Below are 25,857 nucleotides of genomic sequence, written 5' to 3'. Positions count from 1 at the left end.
CGTTAGGTTTAGGAAAACAACGGTCGTATTTATGAATCTATTCCAAGCGTCTTACTTTTCAATGAATTTCTGATATTGACGACATTTTTGAGCATATCGAACCAAAACGGAGCCCCCGCGCTGATTGCCCCAATGCTAATCAATAAACCCGCCAATTTTCGTATCCAATAGGCCAGCCAAGTGCCTACACCGCCTTTGGTACAAGTCGGAAGCTTTTCTAGTTGCCAACCCAACGGTATCGTAGTATTTTGGGTAACTTCCTCGCGGAGGCTTACCAACAACGTATCTACTTTTTGCCCAACGTTGTTGAGTTGAAGAGAATCTTTTCCCGCTAATTCTTTTTTGAGCGAGTCGGTTGAGGCGCTGGCAATGATGTTGTTGGCCGCTTGTAAATACGCCTGTCGAGCTTCAGGGTTTTGCCAGAGGTATTGAGTAATGGTTAGCGTGTCAATATTCAATAAAGTGCAGAAGGCAATTCCCGACAAAAACGTCCATAACTGCACGCGGCGCTTGTACCAATCGGAAGTGCGTTCCATCGACTCGTCGAACCACTGGTCAATGGCCTTTTGAAAGGCTTCTACTCGTTTTTCAGCGTCTTGGACAGTGGCTTTCACTTCGTTGAGAATGGAAAGAAGGCGCGTTTTAAGGTCAGAATCGGGTAGTGCATTGAGACTTTGCTCGATTTCTTCCAACGTACCGTCAAAATTGATGGGATGGTCAGCCACCAATTTATTGAGCACATCAAAAAGAACTTGCCGAAAAGTTCGATTGGAGATATACGTAGGCTTGTCTCGCCGTTTGTAAATACCCCACACGTTGGTGTCTCTTTCGAGGGCTTGAATGAGCGGATGCGTATGAAATTTCTGACCCAGCGAATTGTCATTGGAGGACGACAACATTTGGCTGATACTGTTGCGAAGTTGCTGGGCGCGCGTGTGTAAAAGAGCGTCAATCCATTCGTTGATAACGGTACAGGCAAGGCTTACTACCAAAAAAATCACAATAAGCCCAATAAGCACGTCGAGTGAAGTTAATACATTCATAATCAGTTGAGTTTAGGAGAGTGAAGGTAGTAAAAGTTGGGGCGTTTTACAAGAGAACAGCAGCTCTTTTTCCATTGACTATTTATGCACAATTAGTAGTGCATTTTACTAATTGTGCATAAATAGTCCACTTGACAAAATTGTGAAATTATGCTGCTCGTGAAACAGTTTTGTTTTGAGCATTTTTGGTAAAAATCAACGCTTGTCGCCGATTGCGCGGCCCAAACGAAACGTGTACCCAAGAATTGAATTCTTGAATAAGCTGGTCATAAGGGAGCGTAGAAGTTCGCACTAAGTCAAAAAGCTGTTGTACCGTAAATCCTTCGACGGTGAAGTCTGCGGCCTCTCCTTTCATGTGCTGACTACTTGAAGAACCTCCAACCAACGAATTGACGGTGGGATTACGGAATCCCGAAGAAATATTAATTGGCTTGCCAACGATTGTGCGGAGTGGCTCTAAAATGTGCTCGCAAATACGCGTGAGATTGGTTATTTGGCGAGCATTAGGGGTATTATTAATGCCCATCCTAATAGCCGTCTGACTTATGGTCATTTCTTTGAGGGTGAAGTGGGGCGTGAGGTTCATGGGGAGGAGGATTATCTTTTCTACTACTCTAACGATTCTACAAGTGTTCGTGCAATAGCATTGGCAATATTGGTACGTACTTGTGGTGAATTAGGGCCAATGTTGAGTAATATATCGACTGCCTTCACATCAATAAATTCTAATTCGACCAAACAGGCCCTCGTGGTCGTGCCTAAATGCTTGTCTTTAAGCACACCGAGTGACTGGTCTTTTACACCTCTATCTCTTGCATTAACATCATGCGATTTGATGGTATTGAAAACGGCATTTTGTATTAATTGCGCAAATGCTTTATCGGCTAGATGATTGGTATTGCCATCAGTTACAGGACTGATAAGTGTTTCAGTACCACGTGCATTATGCCCTATGGAGGCATTACAATGTATAGATAAAAATAAGTTTGCCTTATTGGTTTTTGCGACTTTAGCCCTTGCTGCTAATCCCAGATTAACATCACTTTCTCGGGTCAAGAGAATGATCAGCTGATGCCCTTCGGCAGCAGCAATACTCAGCAATTGCTCTCTTACTAAGAAAGCCATTCTTAAAGTGATGTTTTTTTCAAGAACACCACTTGCACTGATAGCGTTGTTTGCAGACGAATCTCCGACTTCGACTTGCCCCCCGTGCCCAGGGTCAATAACAATGGTTCCTGTTTTTGCCATGAAAATTATAGTTTTTGATGAGTGAAAGTTTTTAGGCTACTTCTTATCTGCTCGGGTTTTAATATTAAACAAAGGAATATCAATAGTCAATTTTGCACCGATACGCCACGCATCTACATCTAATATAGTTAGCGAATTATTTTTATCAGAAAGCCTTAGTTGTGGTGCTCTCTGAAAACCAACTCCCAATGAAATAGGGCTATTTTTAAAACCATGAACATAATAAATTCCTGGGGTCAGAATATTTCTCCAAGAAATTTCTGGTAAAACAGCGGTTGTTGTTTTATTTTTTGTAGTATCGCTTCCTATCAATCTCAATGCAAAAATTCCTCCTACATCTATTAAGGATAAAAATACGCCATTAGAACACCCATCATTGTTTTTGACATTCTTTTGTTGTGTACCCCTTCCGATGTAAAAACCTACAAGTGCCGAAGGCGCAAAAAAACCACCACCTTGTGCTCTAAATTCTTCATATCCTCCGCTAATACCTCCGTAAGAATTGACAGAAATGTTAAGACGATTATTACGTTTAATACGATAGCTGCCAACTGGCAAAGCCGCAGTTTCGAGAGCTGCTACCATTTCAGCACTTGTTTCAGCAGAGGCCACTGTAGCTGCGAACATACCATATTTGAGAAATTCTCTGAACAATGGGCTTCTCTCACTATCATTATTGAGTTCGAGTATCTCAATTAAGTTGAAAACGCCATTGACAGCTATGCCGTAATCTTTTTCTATCACATTCTTCGAAATAGTTACAAAGGTTTTGGCCGCAGACCTATATTTTTCAAATTCCGTCACTTGGTTTGTATTAGTGATGCCCAATGTGTTTGAAAGATTGGCAAGATGGCCGAGCATATCTATTGCTGCCTGTGAGCGGGTAGCGATGAAAGTTACCTGCTGACTTTTGCGTAAGGTAGCGTCGTCAGCACTTGGTTTATCGGCCTTCAAAAACTTTTGATAGTCATTCGTCAAGCTGTTGAGATGAGAGAGAATATTAACCGCTGATGCCGTGTTAAGTGCTTCGTAAAGTGTATTTTTTGAAGCATCAATGAATATTTGTTTTAATGCCGTTTCCTCTTTTTTAAGCAAAAGCCCTAAAAATATTTGCACTACTTCTGGCTTCTTGTAGTACTCCAAAGCCTTTTTATCAATAAAACCATCCTCACCTACACGCATATTCCGAGCAAAAAGTCCAGAGAGTTTTAAAATATTTCTTATCGGTGCTGTTTCTTCTAAATTATTAATCGACGATAGCTCATCTAAATTTGATAGCGCCACAACGATATTTTCGGCGTTAGCTCTCTCCACGGTTCGTAGTACGGCTAATGTGGAATAAATTTCATTTTTATATGCATTGATAAACACTTTAAATTTTTCTAATAAGTCTATTTTCTTTTTCAACTTATCTTCTTCTGACTTTTTACATTTGTCTGATATATCGCTGGCTTGTATGGTTTTAATTTTAGCTTTCAAATTACCCTGAATATTCGTCAATTTTTGCGAATCAAACCCCTCTAAGAATGTTAAAGTGTTGTTAGGAAGTCCTCGCATATCTTCATCGAAGGCTTCGTGCAATGCTTGCAGGAAAACGGTATAATTGTAGGGTTCTTGGTTTTTAAGAACGTCATAGGTTTGGGGTAAAATGCTTCGATATTCCTCTTGTTCTTGCAGAAATGTTTTAAATTTTTCGAGATAGGCAATATTTATTTCCTCCTTGAAGCGTTTGGCGATGAATGTACCGAGTGCATCTGCTACGAGTATTGGACTTGGTAAACCACTTTGTGCTACACTTTTATTAGTGCTTAATACATCATCTATATTTCTTTTAACACTTGCTGCATTTAAGTAATCTGATAATTTTTTATCATTTTCTTTGTCATCTTTAACTTTAATACTTTTTAGTAATTCATTGTCAATATCTTTTTCTGTTTCAATATTGAATTGTTTTAAAAGAGCTTTAACCCCATTTATGTCACCTTTTTTCATAAACTCATAAAGTTTCGGAGCTTCTGTGGCTATAAAATCAGTTGGCTCATAAGGCTTAGGTGCTTCTTTCTTTTCTGTCACCTCGCCCGCAGGTGCTGGGGTATTTTTAATTTCGATTATAATTTTTTTAGTGGGTGGGAGAATCTCAATCGTCCTATTACCGACATTTAACTTGAAGTTACCCAATGAAAATTTACCTCCATTTCTACAAATCTCTAATATATCCGATTTGCCAAGTGTTAGCGTACGGTCAGCGTCTTCCTCAAAAGTAATACTACCGTCTATGAACTTATCACAAGATAAAAGTTCAAAAGATTGGTTGTTCACTAATTTGACATCTTTAATTTCGCCAGATTTATCCAATGGAATTTTTATTTGTGCGTTAGCTGTGTTCCATAGTGCAATGCAACAGAGGGCGAGGGTGAGCGTTTTTTTCATGATTAGGCATCTATTTGAGGTGAGAAAAATATTTCTGTTTTCAATTGTTCAAGAATATCTACCAATGGAATAGCAAACGAAGATGTGTCATTACCTCCGATGATCATACCCACTGGGTTTTTGGTATTGCTATCAAAAACCATAGCCCCAGAATCTCCTTTTTCAGTAATTGTTCTACCCGACTCCGTGGCATCAGTTTGAGAGAATTCTAAAAGGCCAACAAAGTCATGGATATCACCATCGTAATCAAATGGGATAGAAGTGTTTCTATGAATAGCAATTAATTTGCCCATCTTGAAGCCGTTTTTCGTTATGACGCTTACGTTCATACTTCTTATATCGCTGTCCGAGAATGTCTGATGCACAGATTTTGAAAAAGGAGGAGCTGGGTCAATAGAGCTTGTCTCATTCATTTTTACCAAAGCCATATCAAATTGTTCATCCATTTGTTCGTAAGTCCATTCTCCAATCTTACTGCCATTGCTTGTGACTGGCTTAGGGTTTTCAAGAAATCGTTGGATATTACTGGGAATTGGATTAAAAACGTGGCGACAAGTCAGTGCAAAAACAGATTTGCCATTGGGCTTTTTCAAAAAACAACAAAGAGTTCCGTTTGCTAATGAGCTACGTAGCTTTACCGAATCTCCACTTTTTAGATGAGGTTTAGGAAATGCTGAACGTGGAATCCAAATGATATGAACAGGTTGATTCAACCCTGTTTTTGTAAGTACATTAAAATTGAAATTTTGAGGGATATGCTCATCCTTTAGGTACACATATAAACATGGCTTCAATTGTCCATCAATTCTTCGTACTGCCGAATTAACCCTCATCACATTTGACAGTTCATCGCTTGAAATCTGCTCTTTCCATTGCACCAAAGCCATTTGAGCCACCTGAGAAGGAAAAAGATTGACAAACTCATCTACCTGTTCGATACGGTCAATCTGTTGAAATTGAGTAGTATCGGCCAACTTCCGTTTAAGATTAGACGTATAAAGCACAATATCCAGCAAGTCATGCCAAAACTTAGAGCCAAGACTGATGAAAAGGCCTGTAAGACAATAGCCTAACATTGAACTAAACTCCCATTGAGACTGTAATTTGCCATCAGTCATAAGGTAAAATAGGTCAGCAGCAACAGCATTAGACACCAAAATACTTACAACAATCGCCCAGTTTAAAATACCTCGTTCTCGCTGCTTTTCTTTGTCCTCAGTTGATTCTCTATTTCTTAAATTCCCTAATCGGTCACTTAAACTTTTACTACCGTATCTTTCTATAATTGTTTGTAGATTGAGTTTAATGAAATTGGTTATCCGCTCAGAAATTAGACTAAGAATAAATAACTGTATCAATATTGCTTTAATTAGTTCTTCCATATCTGTATTTATTTTATTGTGAGGGCTTTATCAATTTTCTTTTCCAATTGCCTTCAGCGCACTTCTGATATTCATTGCATTTTTGAACATGTCAAACCAGAATGGTACGCGTACACATACGGCACCAATACTGATGATAAGTCCTGTTGATAGAAGTGCCTTGAGTCAAATTTTTTAGTATATTGAGCAGTGTTTTCCTGAAAGTACGGCTAGATATATAGATAGGTTTATCTTGGCGTGTAAAAGGGCCATAATTGGTATCGCGTTCTAAACTTTTAACCAGTGAGTGATTGAAAAACGCATCTCCAAGCGGTTTACCATCAATCGTTGATAACATCTTGGTAATTCCCTTGCGAAGTTGGGCTGCCCGTACGTGACGCGTAGCATCTATCCATTCATTGATAACAGTACAGGCCAAGCCCAATGCCAGATAGATAACTATGAGTCCAATGAACACGTTGAGTGAGGTTAATACATTCATAATCAGTTGAGTTTAGGGAGGTGAATGTAGTAAAATTTGGATTTAATACAAAGGTAATGGAAGCGTTGGCTCTTTCCACAGGGGAGAAGGCTCGTATTGAAGCAGGGAAGGGTACGGAAAAAATACGGGAGATTTCCCCATACACTACCGTGAGTTTCCCGTACAAAAAAAAATACTATACTAATACCTTTGTGATGAGTAAGTTATTATATAACTTACAAAAGTAACCAAAAATGTTTTCTAAATTTAAACTATTATTAATATGAAAAATTCAATACTTTTTTTGACTCTCGGACTGATTTTAGGAGCTACATTAGTCTTTCTTTTAAAAAAGGATATCGAAGGGATACCTTTATCAAATCCTGAAAAAATATTAAAAAAAGATACTATAATTTCACTTGAAGATGCAAAAATAAATATAAGTAAAATTCGTCAAAAAATAAGAAATGATAATAATAATTTGCACATTTCTATGGATGATTCAACTTCTTGGTCTATAAAAGCTGAATCACTTAAAAATATAATTAATCAAATTGATTCACAAGGGGATTCTATAGCAAAAGTAAGATTTTATCCTGCTTATGATAATGCAGGTACATCGCTAACTTTTGTATTTATTGGAGAAGATAAAAGAGGGAACTTGATTTATAAAAAGTACATTAAAGATTCATCTGGTGCAATTGTGGTTGACCCTAGAGGAACCGCTCAAATTTGGGATTATATTGGCCCTTGTCCTTTTGATTGCCCACCACTTGATTTTATGAAACTCAAATAAAATATACTTATATGGATTTTAGAATTCCTTATTTTATTATATTATCTATTGGTAGTATAGTAGGTATTTATCGAATTAATTCGTTGACTAAGAGTAGTAAATTGTTTTTACTACTCTTAGTTACTACTTTTGTTATTGAACTTGCTTCATATTTTATGGGTAAAATATTAAAAAATAATCTAATCATATATAATATATATATGCCTATTTATTTAAATGTATTTTTATATGGAATTGTGGCTGATATAAAACGGGAAAAAATTCTATGGATGGGCTTGTTTTTTTTAATATTATGGGGGTTGACATATTTGTATACGGGAAGTATTTATAAGTTTAATACCTTAGCATTACAAATGTCATTAATTATTCAGATTATTGTGTCATTGGTTGCGTTATTTGATTTATTGAAGAGTGATACTTTGGAGCCTTTGATTGATTTTCCACTATTTTGGATTTGTTCTGGTTTTTTAATCTTTAGCTCTGCTAATTTAATTGCTTTAGGTGCTTACAATTATATTAACAGAAGTGAAATTTTAGTGAGCATTTTTCAAAAGTTAAGGATATATTCAAATTATCTACTTTATATACTATTTCTAGTCTCTTTTATGGTGAAACAGAACTCTATCAAAAAGTGATGGACTTTAATGTTGAAACTGCTGCCATTTTCCTTTCCATCACTATAACTTTACTCGTTTTAGGAGTTTTTATCATATTATTTGCATTTCTCTTCCAACGCCGTCAAACTCAAAACCGTCAAGACAAAGCCGCCATGCAAGCCGCCTTCCAACAAGAAATCCTGCAAACACAGCTAGAGGTGCAAAACCTTACCATGCAGCAGCTGGGGCGGGAGTTGCACGATAACATTGGGCAGTTGCTGTCGGTGCTGAGGCTCAATCTCAACGTATTAGAAGAAACAGTGGAAGACGAAGGGACGAGAGGGCAGATTGCGGAGAGTAATCAGATTGTCGAGCAGACCATCGCCGATGTGCGGGCGCTTACCAAAAGCCTCGATGGCGATTTTGTCAAAGATTTTGGGTTTATCGACAGCCTTTCGCACGAATTACAGCGAATTCGGAAAACCCGCCGCTACCAAACCGAGATTACTACTTCGGGCACCCCTTACTCGCTGGGGTATCAGCACGAAATCGTCTTGTTTCGGATAGCACAAGAAGTGATCAACAACGCCCTCAAACACGCCGCCGCCACCACCTTGACCGTATCCGTAATGTACGAGCCCACAAATTTTGAAATTACTATCCAAGACAATGGAAAAGGGTTTGATTTCGAGGGTGTTATGAAAAATGGAATGAGTAAGTCGGGGGCGGGTTTACGAAATATCCAACGCCGCGCCGAGCTTATCGGCGGAAAATGTACCATTGATAGTCAAAAAGGTCTTGGAACTACGGTGACTATCTCCATTCAACGTACCCAAACGGGTGATTAGCAACATGATGAAAACGACAATTGCGGTTGTGGATGACCACGAACTAATGGCCAAAGCGCTTTCGGGTTTGATACAAAAATACGAAGCTTACGAGGTGCTTTACGAAGTGACCAACGGTGAAGAACTCATTAAGCACATCAAACTCGGTATGATTCCTCAAATCGTGCTGCTCGACATCAACATGCCCGTGATGGATGGCTACGAAACGGCCATGTGGCTCAAAAATAACCACCCCGAAATCAAGATTTTGGCTTTATCGATGAACGACAACGAAGCGTCCATCATCGGAATGCTTCGCAACGGTGCGCACGGCTACCTCCTGAAAGGCTGTAAACCGTTTGAGTTGAAGCAAGCACTAGATTCGATCAGGGAGCGAGGGCGTTATTACACCGATTTTGTCACGAGTCAGCTCATCAAAAGCCTCAACCCCGAAACCCTCCAAGACCCCGTGGCGGCTTTGCACCTCAACGACCGAGAAGCAGATTTTGTCCGCTTGGCGTGTAGTGACCTTACCTACGTCGAAATTGCCGATAAAATGTGCGTTAGTCCGCGTACCGTCGATGGGTACCGAGAGAGTGTTTTCCAAAAAATGAGCGTCAAAACCCGCGTTACGATGGTGATGGAGGCCATTCGACTCGGAATTGTGGAAATGTAGCGATTAAGGTTCGTAATAGTACCCAAAAATAATTCCCATTTCATCTTCACTCGTGAGGCCAAATCGTACTGCTTTGGTGGTTGTATTGTTGTACGTAATCTCCGACATCAGCCCTTCACCTTTTTTAAATTCCAACGCCACTGGGAAATTTTTAATCACAGGATGTTCCCAATCGGTACTTTCATAAACCACTTCCCCGTCGCGAGCGCCTCCCACAATTTTAATGACAAATTTTTCACCGAGTTTATGGTTGTGCGACGTCAGCATGAGTACTTTCGTAGGTTTTGAAAACAAAAAGCTCTTCGTCACCACTGTCCGTTTGCCTGCGGGCAGGTTGAGGTCTTGGTTGTTGAGATCCAGCGAATTGGCCACAATTTTTACCTTCGACTTGTCGATTTTATACAAGTTGACATACACCTCCCCAGGGATTTTACCCGAAGTTTTATTGACGTAATGCGAGTTGAAATCAAACGAATAATTGGCAGGAACCCGAAGTGCAATGCCATCGGGGAAGCTATAATCGTGTTCTTGGGTTTGCGTTCCTGCCCAGAATACGTGATTTTGCATACTCAAAAAAGTAAGCAAATTGCTGGTGCCATCGGCATTACGTAAGTCACGTACTTGACCTAGAGACGGAAGATTTGCTTGGTTTTTGAAATCGTACAAAATGAAGTGGTGGCTTCCAGGGCGCATCCGAGATTGAATCCGATTGATGTACAATTCGGTGGTATTGCCGACGGGTTTTCTGACAAAAATCTCCCGCTCAAACGTGTTTGAGACTTCAAAGGGCTCAAGGTGAAGTTGAAATCCGTCATTTGGATTGGGTGCTTCTAGGGCAGTAAAATTAGTGCCAAATCCTGAGCCGCAAAGCGGGACGGAATTAGTGATAAGTGCCGCATCGACCGAGCCGCCCGACCGTGGTGCACCTGCTTCAATCCATTTGCGGACAAACTCAATTTCGCCCACCGAAAGGCTATTGGCCCCTAAAGGCATGGGGTTGCCGTACTGACGCCCCGCTAATAATGACGCCCCACTACAATTGATTTTGGTAAACAAAAAGCTTTTCGCAACATCTCCTGGCGTAATTAGGCGCATTCCATCGTCTTTGGCGACGGTGTTTTTGGGAAATTTATTGAGAAGATTATCGTAAGAGACTTTGCTGGTTAGTACAAGCCCGTGTTGCTTATAAGAAGCATCCTGTTCGGACGAATGGCAGCCTGAAGTAGCGCACGATTTATCAAAAATTTGAGTTTGAATCAATTTGAAAGAGCCTTCCTCAAGTACTGTTTCGGGTTCGGTATGGCACGAAATCAGCACAATAAACAGGGCCGAAAAAAGAAGCAGTAAAGTAAGGAAACGGGTTTTCATGTTAGGGAAATCTTAAAATTGTGTGAATATAACGAATAAAAGTAAATTGTTGATGTTACTTCGTGGCATTGGATATGAGTATCCAGAAGCACGTGCCATTTCTTGCAAACATTTTATGCACAAACAACCCTCATACTGCGTGCGCAAATCAGAAAGTGTTTGTTCGGACAGCGTGATTTCTGAACAAACACACGAACCCTGAGTTGTAAGCTGACAACGAAATTCCTGCCCGCAGCGAGGGCAAACTGGAATTGGGCTTGAATTTGAGGAGGTTGCCATAAAATGGAAAAATATTTTTTGCTGGTTGTTTGATATATAAAAAACTTATATATATATTTGCTCATACAATTTAAGAAAATAGTAAAAAAACGAGCTAACCACCGATTTTATGGAAGCATCAAGTAATGAATTTTTACGAGGCACGCTCAAAACAATAGTATTAAAGCTTTTGGCCGAACAAGGACGTATGTACGGATATGAAATTACGCAGTCGGTAAAAGAGCGTACGAGCGGTGAAATAACGCTAACCTTCGGCGCGTTATATCCTGTACTACACAAGCTTGAACAAGAGGGATTCCTGATGACAGAGTCAGAAGAAGTGGATGGACGGCTTCGCAAGTACTACTCGCTTACTCCGAGTGGAAATGCGACAGCCGTTCAGAAAGTGTCTGACTTTGAGCGTTTTGTTGAAGCTATGCAAAGCTTATTAAGACCCCAAAATGGGGAAATGTCTCTCGCTAAACTCTGATTTTGGAATTGAATTCATAACCACTACCGACATGAAAAAGTTAACTCCGCAACAACTTAGCACATTGCACGATCATCTTATTCGGCACAATACCAATGATCGCTTAGTTTCCGAATTGCTCGATCATTTGGCTTGCGAAGCTGAAGAGTACCTCTGGAAAGGTTATAACTTTGATTTGGCGTTGGCAAAAATTACGCAAGAAGCCAACTCTATGGCCGTAAAGTACCTACGAGATACCTACCAGCACGAGGTCGCCATGACCGAAGAACAACTTCAAAATGCGAGTTTGGACGATATTATTTTTGAGTTTCGCAACAAAGACTACGGTGCTTACGACCTTCGCCAAGCTTACCCATTTGCCTTGCGTAGTGCATTAATTTTGGGAATTGGGTTGTTTTTGATGATGATGGCGTTTTTATCGGGAATCGTCAAGGGTTCTTGGGACTTCTTTTCTCCTTCAGGCCTAATGTGGGTGCTTGGCGTATCAGGGGTAGCCTATTCAATAGGCTCTTGGTTCCTGAAAAATCAACAACTCAAGCATTTGACAACCACTTAATTTGAAAATTGGTTAATTAATAACTGGTTGATTTACAGCCATGAAGCTGCTTCAATGGAAGTGGTGCGGTATTGCTTTGTGTTTTTTTGTTTCATTGTCGGTAGTGGCACAAAACAACACTCCGCTCGGACCCGTCTTTTCAGTTGTGGAGCAGCCCCCATCGTTTAAGGGGGGCAAGGATTCTCTGTATCTTTTTTTGAGAAAACACTTTATCAATCCCGAGGCAGCCAAAAGTGCCAATGTGAATTGTAAAGTGATGGTCAAGTTTATTGTAGAACTCACAGGGCAATTGTCGGATATTGAACTAGCTTGGAGTGCTGGTCATGACTGCGACGAAGAATCTCTGCGGGTTGTAAAACTATTTCCTCCTTGGGAGCCTGGGCGGCAAAGCGGAAAGGCCGTGCGGGTTCGAGTTCATTTGACTCTTAACTATCCGTTTCAATAAAATAGCCTAAATACAACCATGAAGACAACAGTTTTAGCAGCGTATGATACGCTGGATGACATCGTTTTTGCCCAAAGGAATCAAGCCTATGGGGCGTATGAACTACGGAAGTCGTACCCTAAAGTGCTCCAAAAAGCGCTTATTATTGGAGTTACGGTGTTTTTGCTCATGTTGCTCGTTCCGACCATTTATGGAAAACTAAAAACGAATGAGCAGGCGCAAATAAACATGAAAGAATACACGATTGAGAAAGTGCAAATGGAGAAAAAAGAAGAAAAGCCCCTTCCCGAACTCGAAAAGCCCAAGGAAGAACCTAAGGCGGCGTCGGTTCGATTTCGGGTTCCTGAAGTGGTTGACAATCCACCTATTGAAGACCTGCCGCCCATAATAGAAGAATTCGAAAACGTCAATCCTGGGCAGGAAACGATTGAAGGAACTGACGATGAAGTGGCTATTGTTGCCCCTCCCGAATATGCTCCTGCCCCTGAGGTGACGAAACCCGCTGAAGTTGTCGCCAAAGAGCCCGAAGTATTTGAACGCGTGGAGATTGATCCTGAGTTTGCGGGAGGAATCAATGGCTTACGTACGTTTTTGATGAACAATTTAAGATACCCATCGCAAGCGCAACGCAGCAACGTGCAAGGAAGAGTCTATCTGAGTTTTACGGTTGAGCCAGATGGTTCGCTGTCCAACATTAATGTTACCCGAGGGGTTGGATTTGGCTGCGACGAAGAAGCCGTGCGGGTGATGAAACTCATGCCCAAATGGAAACCTGGCAAACAGTCGGGACGGGCAGTGCGGGTAAAATTCAACATGCCCATTGTGTTTACGTTGGAATAAAAAAGAAAGACATACAGCTATCAGTTATAATTACATCTCACACACTTGACAAAGCCTCCCGAGAACGTTGCTGTTCTCGGGAATTGCTGTGTTTTGAGGGATTCTTCTCGGCAAAACCAAGAAAAAATAACGCTTGTCCCTCGCCCTTTGCCTCTTTCTCCTTGCCTCTTACCCTTCGCCCCTTGCTTTTTACAATCCACCAATTCGGTAATTGATACCTACGGAGGCAAAATAGGGGCTTCCAAATCCGAGTTCGCCGTTTAGTCCAATGCGTTCGGTGACGTAGCCGCGTAGCCCAAATACAATAACTTGTACTTGAGGCATTGCAAAACCTGCTCCTACTTTGTTGCCGATGATGCTGCGCCAAAGTCCGCCGCCACCTGCTTCTTTGAAAATTTCGTCCATCTTGCCATCTACCGCGCTAGAACTCCCACTGACGCCCCAAATTCCGATTCCAAGCCGTACGCCCGAGTACATATCTATGCGGTCGGCGTTGCCATAGTGGAATAGCGCCCGAGCGCCGATTGTAAGGCGCGACACCCCCAAGGTAACGTCGCCAAGGTTCTCGTTTTTCTTATAGACAACGTCGTTGAGCTGGAGCGAAGATTTGTTAAAACTTACGGCGCCACCTACCGAAAACCAGTGATTGATGCCATAATCATAGGCGAGGTTGATTTGTGGAGTGGTAGATGCTCGCCCCGAAGAAAAAGCCACGGTGGTGTCAGACGACTGGGTAGAACCTGTGATGTTTCCCCGAAAAAAAGAAAATAAACTTACGCCCGACTGGACGCTTAAAACATGCTTGTAATCTTCGTTTTGTGCCGATGCACCTAGCGAACAGGCGACTAAACTTGCGACGAGAAAACTTTTTTTCATGGCTTTGACAATTAAATTAAATTTATTTTTTGGTATATAAAACGATAAAAATTCTGCAAATGTAGTGAAAATCAATAATTAAGCGTTTTTGACCGAGATGGAAGGCAGTCTTTATCTCAAGAATATTAAAAAAAGCATTTGAAGAATACAGCATCATTATGCACTTTTGTATAAAGCCCTACTGATAAACAACGTTTCAATGGTATTCTTTTTCAACTATTATTGGTATATTCCAAATGAAAAACATTTTATCAAGGCGTCCGATTCAGTTAGTGTGGCTTTTAATATGTTTGTGGGTAAGTCATAACGGCTTTTCTCAGCGAACTATTGCCAATCAAATCAACCAAATAAAAGGGAAAACAACGCCTAAGCGGTATCGCCCTTTTTCAACACCCTTCTCTTCGGCCAGAATCGCGGCTGATACCGCATTTGTCGAAGGCGCAACAGTTCATCGGTTTTTGATGAATAAGCCAGAAGTAGGACAATTACAGCTGGACAACAGCAATTTTATCGAAATTTCATTGCCAGTTTCGGCTACCAAAAACATTGATTTAGAACTGGTGCCTTACACTATTTTTGGTAAGAATTTCAAGGTTTTAAATGCCAAAAACGAAGTAGTCGAGCCGCAAAATTTGGGTAAGTTTTACCAAGGGATTGTCAAAGGTGATAACCAATCAACTGCTTCGGTTAGTATCATTGATGGAAAAATCAGCGGGATAATTTCCCAAAAAGCAGGCAATTTTAATCTTGGCTTGGAGGGGGACTCGGGAAACTACATCCTGTTTAACGAGCAAGATTTAAAACAAAAATCGAATTTTACTTGTGCCACCGATGAGATGCCCGTGCGTATGATGGGACAAAACTTGGTGAAAGAAACGCCTGCCACAAGTAGCCTCGCGAGCAACGTTGCCTGTGGATCGGTCGAAATTTATTTGGAAGCCGATTCGGCCTTGTTTGGCCAGCAAGGAGGTTCAATCGCCAATACGGTCAATTACATCAATTCGGTTTTTAGCAAAGTGGCGACTTTATACAGCAACGAAGGGCTGTCGGTTGTTATTTCCGAAATAAAAGTGTGGAATACTACCGATCCTTACGTGGGTTATACGAGTACTGGCAATGTGTTGAGTGCATTTCGTAGTACGATTGGTACATCGTTTAATGGTCGTTTGGCACATTTTTTAAGCGGGAGAAACCTAGGAGGTGGAGTGGCGTACATAGACGTATTGTGTGCCAAATCGTACGGACATGGGGTAAGTGCTAATTTGAACACTTATAACCCTAATTTGCCTACTTATTCGTGGAATGTAGAAGTGATAACGCACGAGTTGGGACATAATTTTGGCTCTCCCCATACCCAAAGCTGCTCGTGGCCTGGCGGGGCGCTCGACAACTGTTATGCCACGGAAGAAGGTTGTCCTCTTGGCCCTGCGCCAACAAATGGCGGTACCATTATGAGTTATTGCCACTTGACATCAACGGGAATTAACTTTGCCAATGGCTTTGGAATGTATCCGGGTAATTTGATTCGGAGCCGAACGCAGGCATGTTTGGGAAGTGCCGTTGAGCCGTCTAATCTTGCCGTTCTTGAGGTGTACAATACCCAAGTGTTGGTTTCATGGACGCACACGACAGGGCTCTATTCTGTCGAATACCGACAAGTAGGAGCGGGGGCGTGGAGTTCAGCAGGCACGTCGGGAAACAAAAATCGGACAATTTCGTCTTTAACCCCTAACACGGCCTACGAATGGCGCGTCAATGCCAATTGCTCCGATTTTGTCACGGGGACTTTCACTACCAACAATACACCTTCGCCAGGCACCTACTGCATTCCTACCCACACCAATGGATGTACGTATGGTATTTTAATAACAAGTGTATTATTGGGAGGAACCACCCTTAGCAGTAACTCAGACTGCGCTTCGGGTGGGTATAGTTTTATTACCTCTCCTGTTAAAAGCTTGACATTGGGCCAGTCAAATAGTTTTACGGTGTCGTTGGAAGGATATTACAACCCTGCCCAAATTGCCATTTGGATCGATTTGAATAAAGATGCTCAGTTTCAGGCAAACGAAAGGCTTTTTACCACAACTTCAGCTAGAACACAGGCAATTACAGGAACTATCACTGTGCCAGCAGGAAGCAGTATTGGCCAAACTCGAATGAGAATTACTGTCAATTTTAGTAGTGCTCCCACCAATCCGTGTGGTACTTATACGTATGGTGAAACTGAAGACTATTACGTCAACCTTGTTTGTCCAGCACCTACCGCTCATACCGTAACAGGTGGAGGTAGTTTTTGTAGTGGAGGAACGGGGGTTGCTGTGGGGTTAAGTGGCTCACAGACAGGTGTATCATATCAATTGAAACGTGACAATACCAACGTAGGAGCAGCCATTACGGGGACTGGCAATGCGTTGGCCTTTGGAAATCAAACTGTTGCGGGCTCATACACTGTGTGGGCGACCCCGTCGGGTTGTACAGCTACAGCTATGACGGGCTCCGTTTCGGTAAGTGTTACTGCTAATCCGACCTTGGTGGCGGGAGTTGCGGTAAACGCTACAACCTGTGGAGGAGCCAATGGCAGCATCCCTTTTACGACGACAAATGTACCGAATGGAAATTATCAATTGAGTTACACGGGAGCAGGCAGTCCCAAAACGGTGACAGTGAGTAACAATGCGTTTTCTTTAACGGGTTTGTCTGTAGGAACTTACAGTAATTTTTCGATGGCGGTGAATGGCTGTACCGCGAGTGATGCGACATCCAAGACGGTGAATAATCCACCAAGTCCAGTATTGACTTCGGGGGCAATCACCAATGCGACAGTTTGTGGAGCTTCCGATGGGAATATCGCTTTTTCAACTTCTTTTGTAACAAGCGGTACGTATCAGTTGAGTTACACAGGAGCGGGTAGCCCCAAAACCGTGACAGTGAGCAATAACGCGTTTTTATTGACGGGCTTGTCGGCGGGAACGTACAGTAATTTTTCGATTACTTCCAACAACTGTACGGGCAGTGATGCGACGTCCAAAACGGTCGCTCATTCAATCGTGCCGACCTTAGCGGCGGGAGTTACGGTAAACGCTACAACCTGTGGAGGAACCAATGGCAGCATCCCTTTTACGACGACAAATGTACCGAATGGAAATTATCAATTGAGTTACACGGGAGCAGGTAGTCCCAAAACCGTGACAGTAAACAACAATTCGTTTTCTTTAACGGGTTTATCCATAGGAACTTATAGTAATTTTTCGATGGCGGTGAATGGCTGTACCGCGAGCGATGCGACATCCAAGACGGTGAATAATCCACCAAGTCCAGTATTGACTTCGGGGGCAATAACCAACGCGACAGTTTGTGGAGCTTCTGACGGGAGTATCGCTTTTTCAACTTCTTTTGTAACAAGCGGTACGTATCAGTTGAGTTACACAGGAGCGGGTAGCCCTAAAACCGTGACAGTGAGCAATAACGCGTTTTTATTGACGGGCCTGTCGGCGGGAACGTACAGTAATTTTTCGATTACTTCCAACAACTGTACGGGCAGTGATGCGACGTCCAAAACGGTCGCTCATTCAATCGTGCCGACCTTAGCGGCGGGAGTTACGGTAAACGCTACAACCTGTGGAGGAGCCAATGGCAGCATCCCTTTTACGACGACAAATGTACCGAATGGAAATTATCAATTGAGTTACACGGGAGCAGGCAGTCCCAAAGCCGTGACAGTGAGTAACAATGCGTTTTCTTTAACGGGTTTGTCTGTAGGAACTTACAGTAATTTTTCGATGGCGGTGAATGGCTGTACCGCGAGCGATGCGACATCTAAGACGGTGAATAATCCACCAAGTCCAGTATTGACTTCGGGGGCAATCACCAATGCGACAGTTTGTGGAGCTTCCGATGGGAGTATCGCTTTTTCAACTTCTTTTGTAACAAGCGGTACGTATCAGTTGAGTTACACAGGAGCGGGTAGCCCTAAAACCGTGACAGTGAGCAATAACGCGTTTTTATTGACGGGCCTGTCGGCGGGAACGTACAGTAATTTTTCGATTACTTCCAACAACTGTACGGGCAGTGATGCGACGTCCAAAACGGTCGCTCATTCATTAGTGCCGACCTTAGCGGCGGGAACGGTTACTCCGTCGGCTACTTGTGGTGGTACAGATGGTGCGATTGCCTTTACGACAACCAATATTCCAAGCGGAAATTATCAACTTTCTTACACAGGAACAGGTAGCCCTAAAACGGTAGCTATTGCCAACAATTCGTTTACCCTAACAAATGTTCCAGCAGGAGTGTATAGCAATTTTGCTATTGTGGTGAATGGCTGTACGGCACTTGACCCAACCTCAAAAACAGTCAATACCCCCGCGTCAATTGGGTTGATGATAAATACAGTGACCAATCCTACGACCTGCGGAGGGACTAACGGTAGCATTGCTTTTACCACTACGAATATCCCGAGTGGGAATTACCAACTATCGTTTGTCGGTACAGGAAGCCCCAAAACCGTTTCGATTGCCAACAATGCTCTTACGTTAGCCAACCTTTCCGCTGGAACGTACAAAAACTTTTCTATCTCGTTTAACTCCTGTGTTGCGCTTGACACAACAACCCAAAAACTGGTCGAGCCAACACCTCCAAATGCAGGCAGCATTTCGGGCGCATTGGTACTTTGTGCAGGGGTTCCTAGTGCACTGATTTCCAATGGTGTAGCGGGCGGAACGTGGAGCAGCGCAACACCTTCGGTCGCGGCCATTCATCCGACTTCGGGTGTCGTAACGGGGAGCAGTGCAGGAAGCAGCCTGATTACTTATACGGTGACGGCCAACGGATGCTCGGCCAGCACTACCGCCACCGTGACGGTCGATGTTGCGAGTGCTGGTGGTAATTTGGCAGGAAGTGGGGCAGTTTGTACGGGTATCAATAGCTCGGTACTGACGTTATCGGGCTATACAGGGACGTTGCAAAAGTGGCAATGGTCGCTCACGCCCGATTTTAGTTCGGCTACTGATGTTTTTATTGCCTCCACCAGCGTGACCACACAGAACCTCACGCAAACGATGTACTATCGTGTCATTGTAAAAAACGGGGTTTGTGAGGCAGTCAGCTCGCCTACCGCCACCATCACCGTCAATCCACTTCCAACGGTCGGTTTTAGCGGCTCCGCATCTATCTTAGTGGGTAATACTACCACGGTATTCCCCGTAACGGGTGGGACTTGGATAAGCAATAGTTCAGTAAAAGCCAGTGTTACAAACGCAGGATTAGTGACGGGTTTGGAAGCAGGAACGGCCACATTCACCTTTACCGACACTACAACAGGCTGTAAAAATACTACCCCAACTTTGGTTGTGACAAACATCAGTAATTCACCTTGTAATCAGGTTGTTACGCTAGTTAGCCCAGCCGATGATATTGCGACAGGTAGTGTGCTGAAACAATCCAATAATAGCATCAGCGCGGCCAATCGAGTGACAGGTACAACGACGACGGTTACGTACCAGTCTGGCACTTCGGTAACCCTCCAGCCCGGTTTTCAGGCCGAAGCGGGGACGGTCTTTAAAGCGCAAATAGGTGGGTGTAATTAAACACCCTCATTTTTGATTGCCCTAAACTTTGGCGAACTTTGCGTTGGGTAAACATCCAATGCCTGTAACCACTATGTCTGTTTTTGACTATAAAGCTGAGTTAGCCAAAATCCCCGCCGAACCTGGGGTGTACCGTTATTTTAGTGAAGAGGGGGAAATTATTTACGTCGGCAAAGCCAAAAGCCTTAAAAATCGGGTCAGTAGTTATTTTGTTAAAAACCACGCCGACCGCAAGACGCGTCGTTTGGTGAGTCAGATTCGTCGGATTGAATTTACCATTGTACATACTGAATTTGATGCGCTGTTGCTCGAAAATCAACTTATTAAACGGTATCAGCCGCGTTTCAATATCCTCCTGCGCGACGACAAAACGTATCCGTTTATTAAGATATTCAATGAGCCTTTTCCACGCGTAGAATCCACCCGCCGCGTTGATAAAAAAACGGGGACTTACTTTGGCCCTTTTGCCAATCCACGGGCCATGTATAATCTGTTGGACATGTTTCGAGAATTGTATTCGCTGCGCACTTGCAACCTCAACTTGTCGCCCGAACATATAAAGGCGGATAAGTACAAAGTGTGCATGGAATACCACCTCAAACGCTGCAAAGGGCCGTGCGTGGGCTTGCAGCCGCTGGAAGAGTATGAGCAGGAAGTGGCGCAAATTCAACAGATTCTCAAGGGACAAATGAGTATTCCGCAGCAGTATTTTAAGCAAAATATGGTGCAAGCGGCCGAAAAATTGGAGTTTGAGAAAGCGCACGAGTGGAAAATAAAATTGGAATTACTCCAAAATTTTCAGACAAAATCGACGGTCGTCAATCCTAAAATTGGCAATGTGGACGTCATCGTTATTGCTTCCGACGAAGAGGCGGCTTATGTCAATTACCTCAAAATCGTGAATGGCTACATCATGGCAGCTCAGACGTTGGAGGTAAAGAAAAAACTGGAGGAGACCGACGAAGAAATTTTGGCCTTGGTACTCTTTGAGATGCGCACGACTTACGAAAGTGAGGCCAAAGAAATCATCACGAACATTGAGATTACCACCGATTTTAAAGCTGAAATTACCATTCCAAAAATTGGAGACAAGCGCAGTTTGCTGGAAATGGCGTTGAAAAACGTGCATTATTTCCGCAAAGAAAAAGCAGAACGCCAACTCATCGAAGCAAGTGCTACTACCAACCGCCGCGACCGCGTACTGATTAAGCTCAAGGCCGACCTCCAGCTCAAAACATTACCGCGCCACATTGAGTGCTTCGATAACTCAAACATTCAGGGCACAAACCCTGTTTCTGCAATGGTGTGTTTTAAAGAAGGGCGGGCTTCCAAAAAAGATTACCGACATTTTTCGATTAAAACGGTGGTGGGCCCCAACGATTTTGCCAGTATGTATGAGGTCGTGACCCGCCGCTATACGCGTCTGTTGGAAGAAAATTCGCCATTGCCCGATTTGATTGTAATCGACGGTGGAAAAGGGCAGTTGAGCGCTGCTTGCGATGCTTTGAAAGCCGTGGGGCTGTACGGAAAAGTGCCGATTGTGGGCATTGCCAAGCGCTTGGAGGAAATCTATTTTCCCGAGGATACGCTACCGTTGTATATCGACAAAAAATCGGAATCACTGCGCCTAATTCAGCAGATTCGCGACGAAGCGCACCGCTTTGCTATCACCTACCACCGCGATAAACGTAGCCGAAATGCCATTGTGAGCGAGCTTGAAAATGTGGACGGTATTGGTAAGAAAACGGCCGCCAATTTGCTCAAAGAGTTTAAAAGTGTGAAAGCCATACGCGAGGCAGATGCTGAGAAAATTGCAGCATTTGTTGGTAAAGACAAAGCTCAAAAAATCAAAGAATATTTTGCTCAACAACAAGGAGAGTAATCCAACCGTTTTTATAACAGCCACATCTATGCGAATAATAGTTTCCCTCTTTTTAGTGATAGCCAACCTGACGGCTTTGGCTTCGGGTATCAAAGGAACGGTCAAAACCTCCAAAGGTGAACCCTTGCCTTACGCTACGCTTGCCATTAAAGGAACTAGCACGGGTACCATCGCCAACGCCGAAGGGCGCTATGAGTTGTCGCTTGCGCCTGGCAAATACGAGGTGGTGTTTCAGTATTTGGGTTTTAAAGCGCTGACCAAATCCATCGAAGTAGCCAATGAGACCATCACGCTCAACGTCGTGATGGAGGAACAAGCTTTGACGATAAATGAAGTAAAAGTTGGCTCAAAGAGCGAAGACCCTGCCTACACCATCATGCGGAGAGCAATCGCTAAAGCGCGTTTCCATGCCCTTCAAGTACAATCATACAGCGCTCGGGTGTACATCAAGTCGTCGGGGGTGGCGACTAATATTCCGTTTTATGCCGAAAGTTCGCTTAAAAAAGAGGGGATTGTAGAAGGACGGCCAATTGTGAATGAAAGCGTGAGCGACCTGACTTTTAAGCAGCCTAATAATTACCAACAACGCGTGATTTCGACCCGAAACAGCCTCAATCAGGATGCCGTAAGTCCCAACGCGTTTATCATGGCAAGTTTCTATAACGCAACGGTCGGAGATGCAGTTTCACCCTTGTCGCCTAAGGCATTGACGTACTATAAGTTTGAATACCAAGGCTCGTTTCGGGAGGGTGATTTGGAAGTTAATAAAATCAAAGTGATCCCGAAATCGTACGGCGAAGGAGTCTTTCGAGGACAAATTTATATCATCGAAAATACCTGGGCGATTCATAGCCTCGACCTAGAAACAACGGCCGAAGGTCTTGATTTTCAAATGAAACAAGTGTATAATCCGTTGCAAGGCGTATGGTTGCCTACTACGAGCCGCATTCGATTTGCAGGGTCGTTGTTGGGGTTTTCGGGGGAGTTTAATCACGCTATTTCGTTGACGTACAAAAACCTGAAAATCAATCCTGCTTTTGTAGAAAATGTGGTGGTGTTGGACGAAAAAATCGAAAAGCCATCGAGCGATATTTCTAAAAAAGACCTTCGTACTAAAAAACTGAATGAATTGGCGGCGCAGCAAAAAGAGGTGTCGGGCAAGCAACTCAGAAAAATGCTAAAAGAGTATGAAAAACAAGACCGCAACGAGCGCAAAGCCCAAAAAGAAGATGTAAATGTGGTTCGTAGCGACTCCATTGTCATTGATTCCATGGCCAATAAACGTAATGATGCTTTTTGGAACGAAATTCGCACTATTCCGCTCACCGAACTTGAAACCAAAAGCTATCGTCATTCGGATAGTGTACGGGTGGTGAAAGTGGCTAAAATAAAGGCTGATAGTACCAAAGCAAAAAAGGATTCAACCAATTTCGATTTGATGGCATTGTTATCGGGGCGCACCTTTAAGTTGTCGAAACAGTGGCGATTGGAATACGAAGGTCCGCTGCGAACGCAGAATTTTAGCTATAATACTGTGGAGGGCTACGTGTTAGAAAGTAGCTTAAATTTTATTCGACGCCTCAAGCAAGCAAACACTTTTTACATCAAACCATTGGGGCGTTATGCCATTGGTCGGCGGGAGTTGTTGGGGACACTAAGTACGGGTTGGCAGGGACGCCGTCGCGGCATTTCATTGACGGGCGGGCGGTACGTGGCGCAGTTTAATTCAGCAAATCCTATTTCTCCTTCCATCAATACCTCAGCGACGTTGTTGTTTGAAAACAATTACATGAAAATATACGAAAAGGAATTTGGCCGATTGGCATTTAATTATGCGCGCCTAGCCGATGTGTTGAGCATTTCGGGAGGGATTGAATTTGGTCGTCGTTATGCCTTAGAAAACCTGGAAAACCAGCGCCCGTGGATTCGTTGGAATCAATACGCTTTTACGCCCAACGCGCCTTATAACCGCGAACATAGCCACCGACTTAATGCCCTTGAAGCCGATTCTTACTACACCTTTGCACCGCACAATGCCCTCACGTTAGACGTGGCCCTGACGTGGAAGCCTGGCCAAAAATACCGCCTTTACAACGGCCGAAAACGCTACCTCGAAAACAACAATCCGTCGCTGACGTTGCGTTATGCCAAAGGAATCCCGACGATTGGAAACAGTGCCGTTGATTATGATCGGGTGGAGTTTGATATTCGTCAAGACCTGGAAACGGGGATTAAAAGCGAGCTGCATTATGCCGTTTCGGCGGGGGCGTTTCTTAATCGTCGTTCGGTGTATTTGATGGATTATAAGCACTTTATGGGAAATCGCACGTTCATTTTGTACGGCGATAGCTATACCCGATTTCGGTCGTTGCCTTTCTATGAATATAGCACGTCGGAACGCTATTTGGAAGCACACGTTACCAACGTTTACCGTCGTTTTTTGCTTACTCGCTTACCTTTTGTGCGCTTGGCGGGCCTAAAAGAGAACTTGATGGTACATTATTTACTAACTCCGATGGCCAAGCATTACACCGAAGTGGGTTATGCGTTGGATGGCCTTATTCCAGGGTTTCCGTTTTTTAGGGTAGAAGCGATTGCGGTCTTTAATAATTTCAAGTACGACCACACGGCATTTCGGGTGGGGACAACGTTTAAGTTTGGTAATTAAAACCCACCTTCCCGAAAGTTTAAAACCTTCCCGGAAGTTTTAAACTTTCGGGAAGGTGGGGGAAGTTAAAACGCGCTGCGTATAGAGGCCATCACTTTGGCCGTAGCACCCGCATTTTTTTGTACATAATCGTAGCAAATACCCGCCTTTTGCTGGCGGATTTTGAGGTTTTGATATACTTCAGTAAAAGCCGTCGTAAATTCTTGGGTAGTGGCAATCGTAGTAGCACCGCCCAACTGTAACAAATCCAGCGCTTCTTGGAATTTCTGATAATAGGGCTGCCCAAAAAAAATCGGCATTGCATACACCGCAGGCTCCATCGTATTGTGCAGTCCATCTTTAAATGCCCCACCGACGTAAGCAAAATCGGCATACCGAAATAGCGAAGCCAACATACCAATCGTATCTAGGAAAAGAATGTCGAGGGGAGAATGCAGAATGTCAAGTGGAGTTCCATCAACTCCAAACCGTAAACCGTAAACCGTAAACCGCTCACTATGTTTCTTGAGTGCTTTTTGCCATTGTTGGATTTGTTCGGTATTGATTTCGTGAGGGGCAATGATGACCTTGAGCGGAGCTTCCCATTGGTTCAAAAACGGAATTAATACCTCCATGTCGTCGGGCCACGCCGAGCCAATGATCAAAAGTGGATTAGTGCCTTTAAATGCTTCAATTTCAGGATAACTTTTGGCTTGTTTGGCAATTTGCACAACGCGGTCGAGGCGGGTGTCACCTGCAACGGTCGCGGAAGAATAGCCTACCGAGTTGAGTAATTGTTTGGAGGCTTCATTTTGTACCAAAATCTCGTTGAAACAAAACAACATTCGTCGGTAAAAACCTCCGTAGGGTTTGAAAAACAGTTGGTTGGGGCGAAAAATTGCGGAAAATAGAAAAGTTGGAATTTGTCTTTTTTTGAGTTCGTGAAGGTAGTTATACCAAAATTCGTATTTGATAAACAACGCCACGTCGGGTTGGACGTTATCCAAAAAACGCTTAACGTTTCGAGGAGTATCGACGGGTAAATAACAAACTTCATCGACTTGGTTGTAATCTTTGCGGATTTCGTAGCCCGACGGCGAGAAAAAACTCAACACAATATGCGCATGAGGGTATTCGGTACGAATGGCTTCGATGACAGGCCGCCCTTGTTCAAACTCCCCCAATGACGCCGCATGAACCCAGAAAACTTTAGATTCCCGCACGGGCGTCGCACCTCGGAATGACAAAGCCCCTTCTCCTTGCGACGGCCCGGCCTTTGCCCCTTGCCCTTTGCCCTTCACCCTCTGCCCCTCCACCCATTTGCGCGTTTTGGGATGGAAAAGCGCGACGATGTTGGCTAGAAAGACCAAAAGATGTAGGCCAATGGTGTAGAAAAATGCGAACAATTTTTGAATAAGTTACGTTAGACCAGTAAAAGTATTCAATCAA

General features: G+C 43.3%; 21 protein-coding genes. 11 read left to right on the top strand and 10 right to left on the bottom strand.

Going from position 1 to position 25,857, the window contains the following annotated elements; genetic code table 11:
- Nucleotides 1-29: 29 nt before the first annotated feature.
- The 6 genes from DTQ70_RS17150 to DTQ70_RS17125 form a co-directional block, all read right to left on the bottom strand.
- Nucleotides 30-1,043 carry a hypothetical protein gene (locus DTQ70_RS17150; RefSeq protein ID WP_122931944.1) on the bottom strand — a complete coding sequence of 338 codons (1,014 nt, stop codon included), beginning with the start codon at nucleotides 1,041-1,043 and terminating at the stop codon, nucleotides 30-32.
- 148 nt (nucleotides 1,044-1,191) lie between these two features.
- Nucleotides 1,192-1,629 (bottom strand): D-Ala-D-Ala carboxypeptidase family metallohydrolase, encoded by a 438-nt coding sequence (locus tag DTQ70_RS17145; RefSeq protein ID WP_122931943.1) that lies wholly within the window; start codon nucleotides 1,627-1,629, stop codon nucleotides 1,192-1,194.
- 23 nt (nucleotides 1,630-1,652) lie between these two features.
- Nucleotides 1,653-2,291, bottom strand: coding sequence for an N-acetylmuramoyl-L-alanine amidase (locus DTQ70_RS17140; protein ID WP_122931942.1), 639 nt, complete (start codon nucleotides 2,289-2,291; stop codon nucleotides 1,653-1,655).
- Between the two features lie 36 nt (nucleotides 2,292-2,327).
- Entirely contained in the window at nucleotides 2,328-4,721 is a 2,394-nt protein-coding gene (locus DTQ70_RS17135; RefSeq protein WP_122931941.1) for a hypothetical protein, read from the bottom strand.
- A 2-nt stretch (nucleotides 4,722-4,723) separates the two neighbouring features.
- Complete coding sequence (locus DTQ70_RS17130) at nucleotides 4,724-6,103, bottom strand: hypothetical protein (protein ID WP_122931940.1); 1,380 nt, start codon at nucleotides 6,101-6,103, stop codon at nucleotides 4,724-4,726.
- Nucleotides 6,104-6,194: 91 nt separating this feature from the next.
- Entirely contained in the window at nucleotides 6,195-6,584 is a 390-nt protein-coding gene (locus DTQ70_RS17125; RefSeq protein WP_122931939.1) for a hypothetical protein, read from the bottom strand.
- Nucleotides 6,585-6,846: 262 nt separating this feature from the next.
- Between DTQ70_RS17125 and DTQ70_RS17120 the strand changes: the two genes are divergently transcribed.
- Genes DTQ70_RS17120 through DTQ70_RS17105 form a run of 4 tightly spaced genes read left to right on the top strand, consistent with a single transcriptional unit; the run spans nucleotide 6,847 to nucleotide 9,458 of the window.
- Nucleotides 6,847-7,359: a hypothetical protein gene (locus DTQ70_RS17120; protein WP_122931938.1), complete on the top strand. Its 513-nt coding sequence runs from the start codon at nucleotides 6,847-6,849 to the stop codon at nucleotides 7,357-7,359.
- An 11-nt stretch (nucleotides 7,360-7,370) separates the two neighbouring features.
- A complete protein-coding gene (locus DTQ70_RS17115) occupies nucleotides 7,371-7,994 on the top strand; it encodes a hypothetical protein (protein WP_122931937.1) in 624 nt (207 codons plus the stop codon).
- Complete coding sequence (locus DTQ70_RS17110; RefSeq protein ID WP_122931936.1) at nucleotides 7,994-8,803, top strand: sensor histidine kinase; 810 nt, start codon at nucleotides 7,994-7,996, stop codon at nucleotides 8,801-8,803. Before DTQ70_RS17115 ends, DTQ70_RS17110 begins: the two co-directional genes overlap by 1 nt.
- A gap of 4 nt (nucleotides 8,804-8,807) precedes the next feature.
- Complete coding sequence (locus DTQ70_RS17105; protein ID WP_310588000.1) at nucleotides 8,808-9,458, top strand: response regulator transcription factor; 651 nt, start codon at nucleotides 8,808-8,810, stop codon at nucleotides 9,456-9,458.
- A 3-nt stretch (nucleotides 9,459-9,461) separates the two neighbouring features.
- Here DTQ70_RS17105 and DTQ70_RS17100 read toward each other — a convergent pair whose 3' ends face one another.
- Together DTQ70_RS17100 and DTQ70_RS31325 are read right to left on the bottom strand one after the other, a co-directional pair.
- Nucleotides 9,462-10,826 (bottom strand): hypothetical protein, encoded by a 1,365-nt coding sequence (locus DTQ70_RS17100; protein WP_122931934.1) that lies wholly within the window; start codon nucleotides 10,824-10,826, stop codon nucleotides 9,462-9,464.
- A gap of 12 nt (nucleotides 10,827-10,838) precedes the next feature.
- Complete coding sequence (locus DTQ70_RS31325; protein ID WP_122931933.1) at nucleotides 10,839-11,105, bottom strand: cysteine-rich CWC family protein; 267 nt, start codon at nucleotides 11,103-11,105, stop codon at nucleotides 10,839-10,841.
- A 109-nt stretch (nucleotides 11,106-11,214) separates the two neighbouring features.
- On the opposite strand from DTQ70_RS31325, the gene DTQ70_RS17090 reads away from it, so the two are divergent.
- The 4 genes from DTQ70_RS17090 to DTQ70_RS17075 are packed head-to-tail and all read left to right on the top strand — an operon-like array spanning nucleotide 11,215 to nucleotide 13,415.
- On the top strand, nucleotides 11,215-11,574 hold the full coding sequence (locus DTQ70_RS17090; RefSeq protein ID WP_122931932.1) for a PadR family transcriptional regulator: 360 nt from the start codon (nucleotides 11,215-11,217) through the stop codon (nucleotides 11,572-11,574).
- Between the two features lie 31 nt (nucleotides 11,575-11,605).
- Nucleotides 11,606-12,130, top strand: a complete 525-nt coding sequence (locus DTQ70_RS17085; RefSeq protein ID WP_122931931.1) for a hypothetical protein — start codon at nucleotides 11,606-11,608, stop codon at nucleotides 12,128-12,130.
- Between the two features lie 40 nt (nucleotides 12,131-12,170).
- Nucleotides 12,171-12,575: an energy transducer TonB gene (locus DTQ70_RS17080; RefSeq protein ID WP_122931930.1), complete on the top strand. Its 405-nt coding sequence runs from the start codon at nucleotides 12,171-12,173 to the stop codon at nucleotides 12,573-12,575.
- 18 nt (nucleotides 12,576-12,593) lie between these two features.
- Nucleotides 12,594-13,415, top strand: a complete 822-nt coding sequence (locus DTQ70_RS17075) for an energy transducer TonB (RefSeq protein ID WP_122931929.1) — start codon at nucleotides 12,594-12,596, stop codon at nucleotides 13,413-13,415.
- 189 nt (nucleotides 13,416-13,604) lie between these two features.
- On the opposite strand, the gene DTQ70_RS17070 is transcribed toward DTQ70_RS17075, so the two are convergent.
- A complete protein-coding gene (locus tag DTQ70_RS17070; protein WP_164490085.1) occupies nucleotides 13,605-14,291 on the bottom strand; it encodes a hypothetical protein in 687 nt (228 codons plus the stop codon).
- 236 nt (nucleotides 14,292-14,527) lie between these two features.
- Here DTQ70_RS17070 and DTQ70_RS17065 point away from each other — a divergent pair, with 236 nt between their 5' ends.
- From DTQ70_RS17065 to DTQ70_RS17055, 3 genes are all read left to right on the top strand, one after another.
- A complete protein-coding gene (locus DTQ70_RS17065; protein WP_122931927.1) occupies nucleotides 14,528-19,879 on the top strand; it encodes a GEVED domain-containing protein in 5,352 nt (1,783 codons plus the stop codon).
- 73 nt (nucleotides 19,880-19,952) lie between these two features.
- On the top strand, nucleotides 19,953-21,761 hold the full coding sequence (uvrC, locus tag DTQ70_RS17060) for an excinuclease ABC subunit UvrC (RefSeq protein WP_122931926.1): 1,809 nt from the start codon (nucleotides 19,953-19,955) through the stop codon (nucleotides 21,759-21,761).
- Between the two features lie 28 nt (nucleotides 21,762-21,789).
- On the top strand, nucleotides 21,790-24,429 hold the full coding sequence (locus DTQ70_RS17055) for a DUF5686 and carboxypeptidase regulatory-like domain-containing protein (protein ID WP_122931925.1): 2,640 nt from the start codon (nucleotides 21,790-21,792) through the stop codon (nucleotides 24,427-24,429).
- Nucleotides 24,430-24,494: 65 nt separating this feature from the next.
- Here DTQ70_RS17055 and DTQ70_RS17050 read toward each other — a convergent pair whose 3' ends face one another.
- Nucleotides 24,495-25,814 (bottom strand): 3-deoxy-D-manno-octulosonic acid transferase, encoded by a 1,320-nt coding sequence (locus DTQ70_RS17050; protein WP_122931924.1) that lies wholly within the window; start codon nucleotides 25,812-25,814, stop codon nucleotides 24,495-24,497.
- Nucleotides 25,815-25,857 lie beyond the last annotated feature (43 nt).

Source organism: Runella sp. SP2 (assembly GCF_003711225.1).
Classification (GTDB): domain Bacteria; phylum Bacteroidota; class Bacteroidia; order Cytophagales; family Spirosomataceae; genus Runella.
This window is presented reverse-complemented; position numbering and strand designations above follow the sequence as displayed.

What these genes read in the sequence shown, in the direction of transcription:
- DTQ70_RS17080 (WP_122931930.1), top strand. Translation starts at nt 12,171, where the DNA reads ATGAAGCTGCTTCAATGGAAGTGGTGCGGTATTGCTTTGTGTTTTTTT.
- DTQ70_RS17135 (WP_122931941.1), bottom strand. Translation starts at nt 4,721, where the DNA reads ATGAAAAAAACGCTCACCCTCGCCCTCTGTTGCATTGCACTATGGAAC.
- DTQ70_RS17075 (WP_122931929.1), top strand. Translation starts at nt 12,594, where the DNA reads ATGAAGACAACAGTTTTAGCAGCGTATGATACGCTGGATGACATCGTT.
- DTQ70_RS17130 (WP_122931940.1), bottom strand. Translation starts at nt 6,103, where the DNA reads ATGGAAGAACTAATTAAAGCAATATTGATACAGTTATTTATTCTTAGT.
- DTQ70_RS17055 (WP_122931925.1), top strand. Translation starts at nt 21,790, where the DNA reads ATGCGAATAATAGTTTCCCTCTTTTTAGTGATAGCCAACCTGACGGCT.
- DTQ70_RS17140 (WP_122931942.1), bottom strand. Translation starts at nt 2,291, where the DNA reads ATGGCAAAAACAGGAACCATTGTTATTGACCCTGGGCACGGGGGGCAA.
- DTQ70_RS17145 (WP_122931943.1), bottom strand. Translation starts at nt 1,629, where the DNA reads ATGAACCTCACGCCCCACTTCACCCTCAAAGAAATGACCATAAGTCAG.
- DTQ70_RS17120 (WP_122931938.1), top strand. Translation starts at nt 6,847, where the DNA reads ATGAAAAATTCAATACTTTTTTTGACTCTCGGACTGATTTTAGGAGCT.
- DTQ70_RS17105 (WP_310588000.1), top strand. Translation starts at nt 8,808, where the DNA reads ATGATGAAAACGACAATTGCGGTTGTGGATGACCACGAACTAATGGCC.
- DTQ70_RS17150 (WP_122931944.1), bottom strand. Translation starts at nt 1,043, where the DNA reads ATGAATGTATTAACTTCACTCGACGTGCTTATTGGGCTTATTGTGATT.
- DTQ70_RS17110 (WP_122931936.1), top strand. Translation starts at nt 7,994, where the DNA reads ATGGACTTTAATGTTGAAACTGCTGCCATTTTCCTTTCCATCACTATA.
- uvrC (WP_122931926.1), top strand. Translation starts at nt 19,953, where the DNA reads ATGTCTGTTTTTGACTATAAAGCTGAGTTAGCCAAAATCCCCGCCGAA.
- DTQ70_RS17125 (WP_122931939.1), bottom strand. Translation starts at nt 6,584, where the DNA reads ATGAATGTATTAACCTCACTCAACGTGTTCATTGGACTCATAGTTATC.
- DTQ70_RS31325 (WP_122931933.1), bottom strand. Translation starts at nt 11,105, where the DNA reads ATGGCAACCTCCTCAAATTCAAGCCCAATTCCAGTTTGCCCTCGCTGC.
- DTQ70_RS17070 (WP_164490085.1), bottom strand. Translation starts at nt 14,291, where the DNA reads ATGAAAAAAAGTTTTCTCGTCGCAAGTTTAGTCGCCTGTTCGCTAGGT.
- DTQ70_RS17065 (WP_122931927.1), top strand. Translation starts at nt 14,528, where the DNA reads ATGAAAAACATTTTATCAAGGCGTCCGATTCAGTTAGTGTGGCTTTTA.
- DTQ70_RS17090 (WP_122931932.1), top strand. Translation starts at nt 11,215, where the DNA reads ATGGAAGCATCAAGTAATGAATTTTTACGAGGCACGCTCAAAACAATA.
- DTQ70_RS17100 (WP_122931934.1), bottom strand. Translation starts at nt 10,826, where the DNA reads ATGAAAACCCGTTTCCTTACTTTACTGCTTCTTTTTTCGGCCCTGTTT.
- DTQ70_RS17085 (WP_122931931.1), top strand. Translation starts at nt 11,606, where the DNA reads ATGAAAAAGTTAACTCCGCAACAACTTAGCACATTGCACGATCATCTT.
- DTQ70_RS17115 (WP_122931937.1), top strand. Translation starts at nt 7,371, where the DNA reads ATGGATTTTAGAATTCCTTATTTTATTATATTATCTATTGGTAGTATA.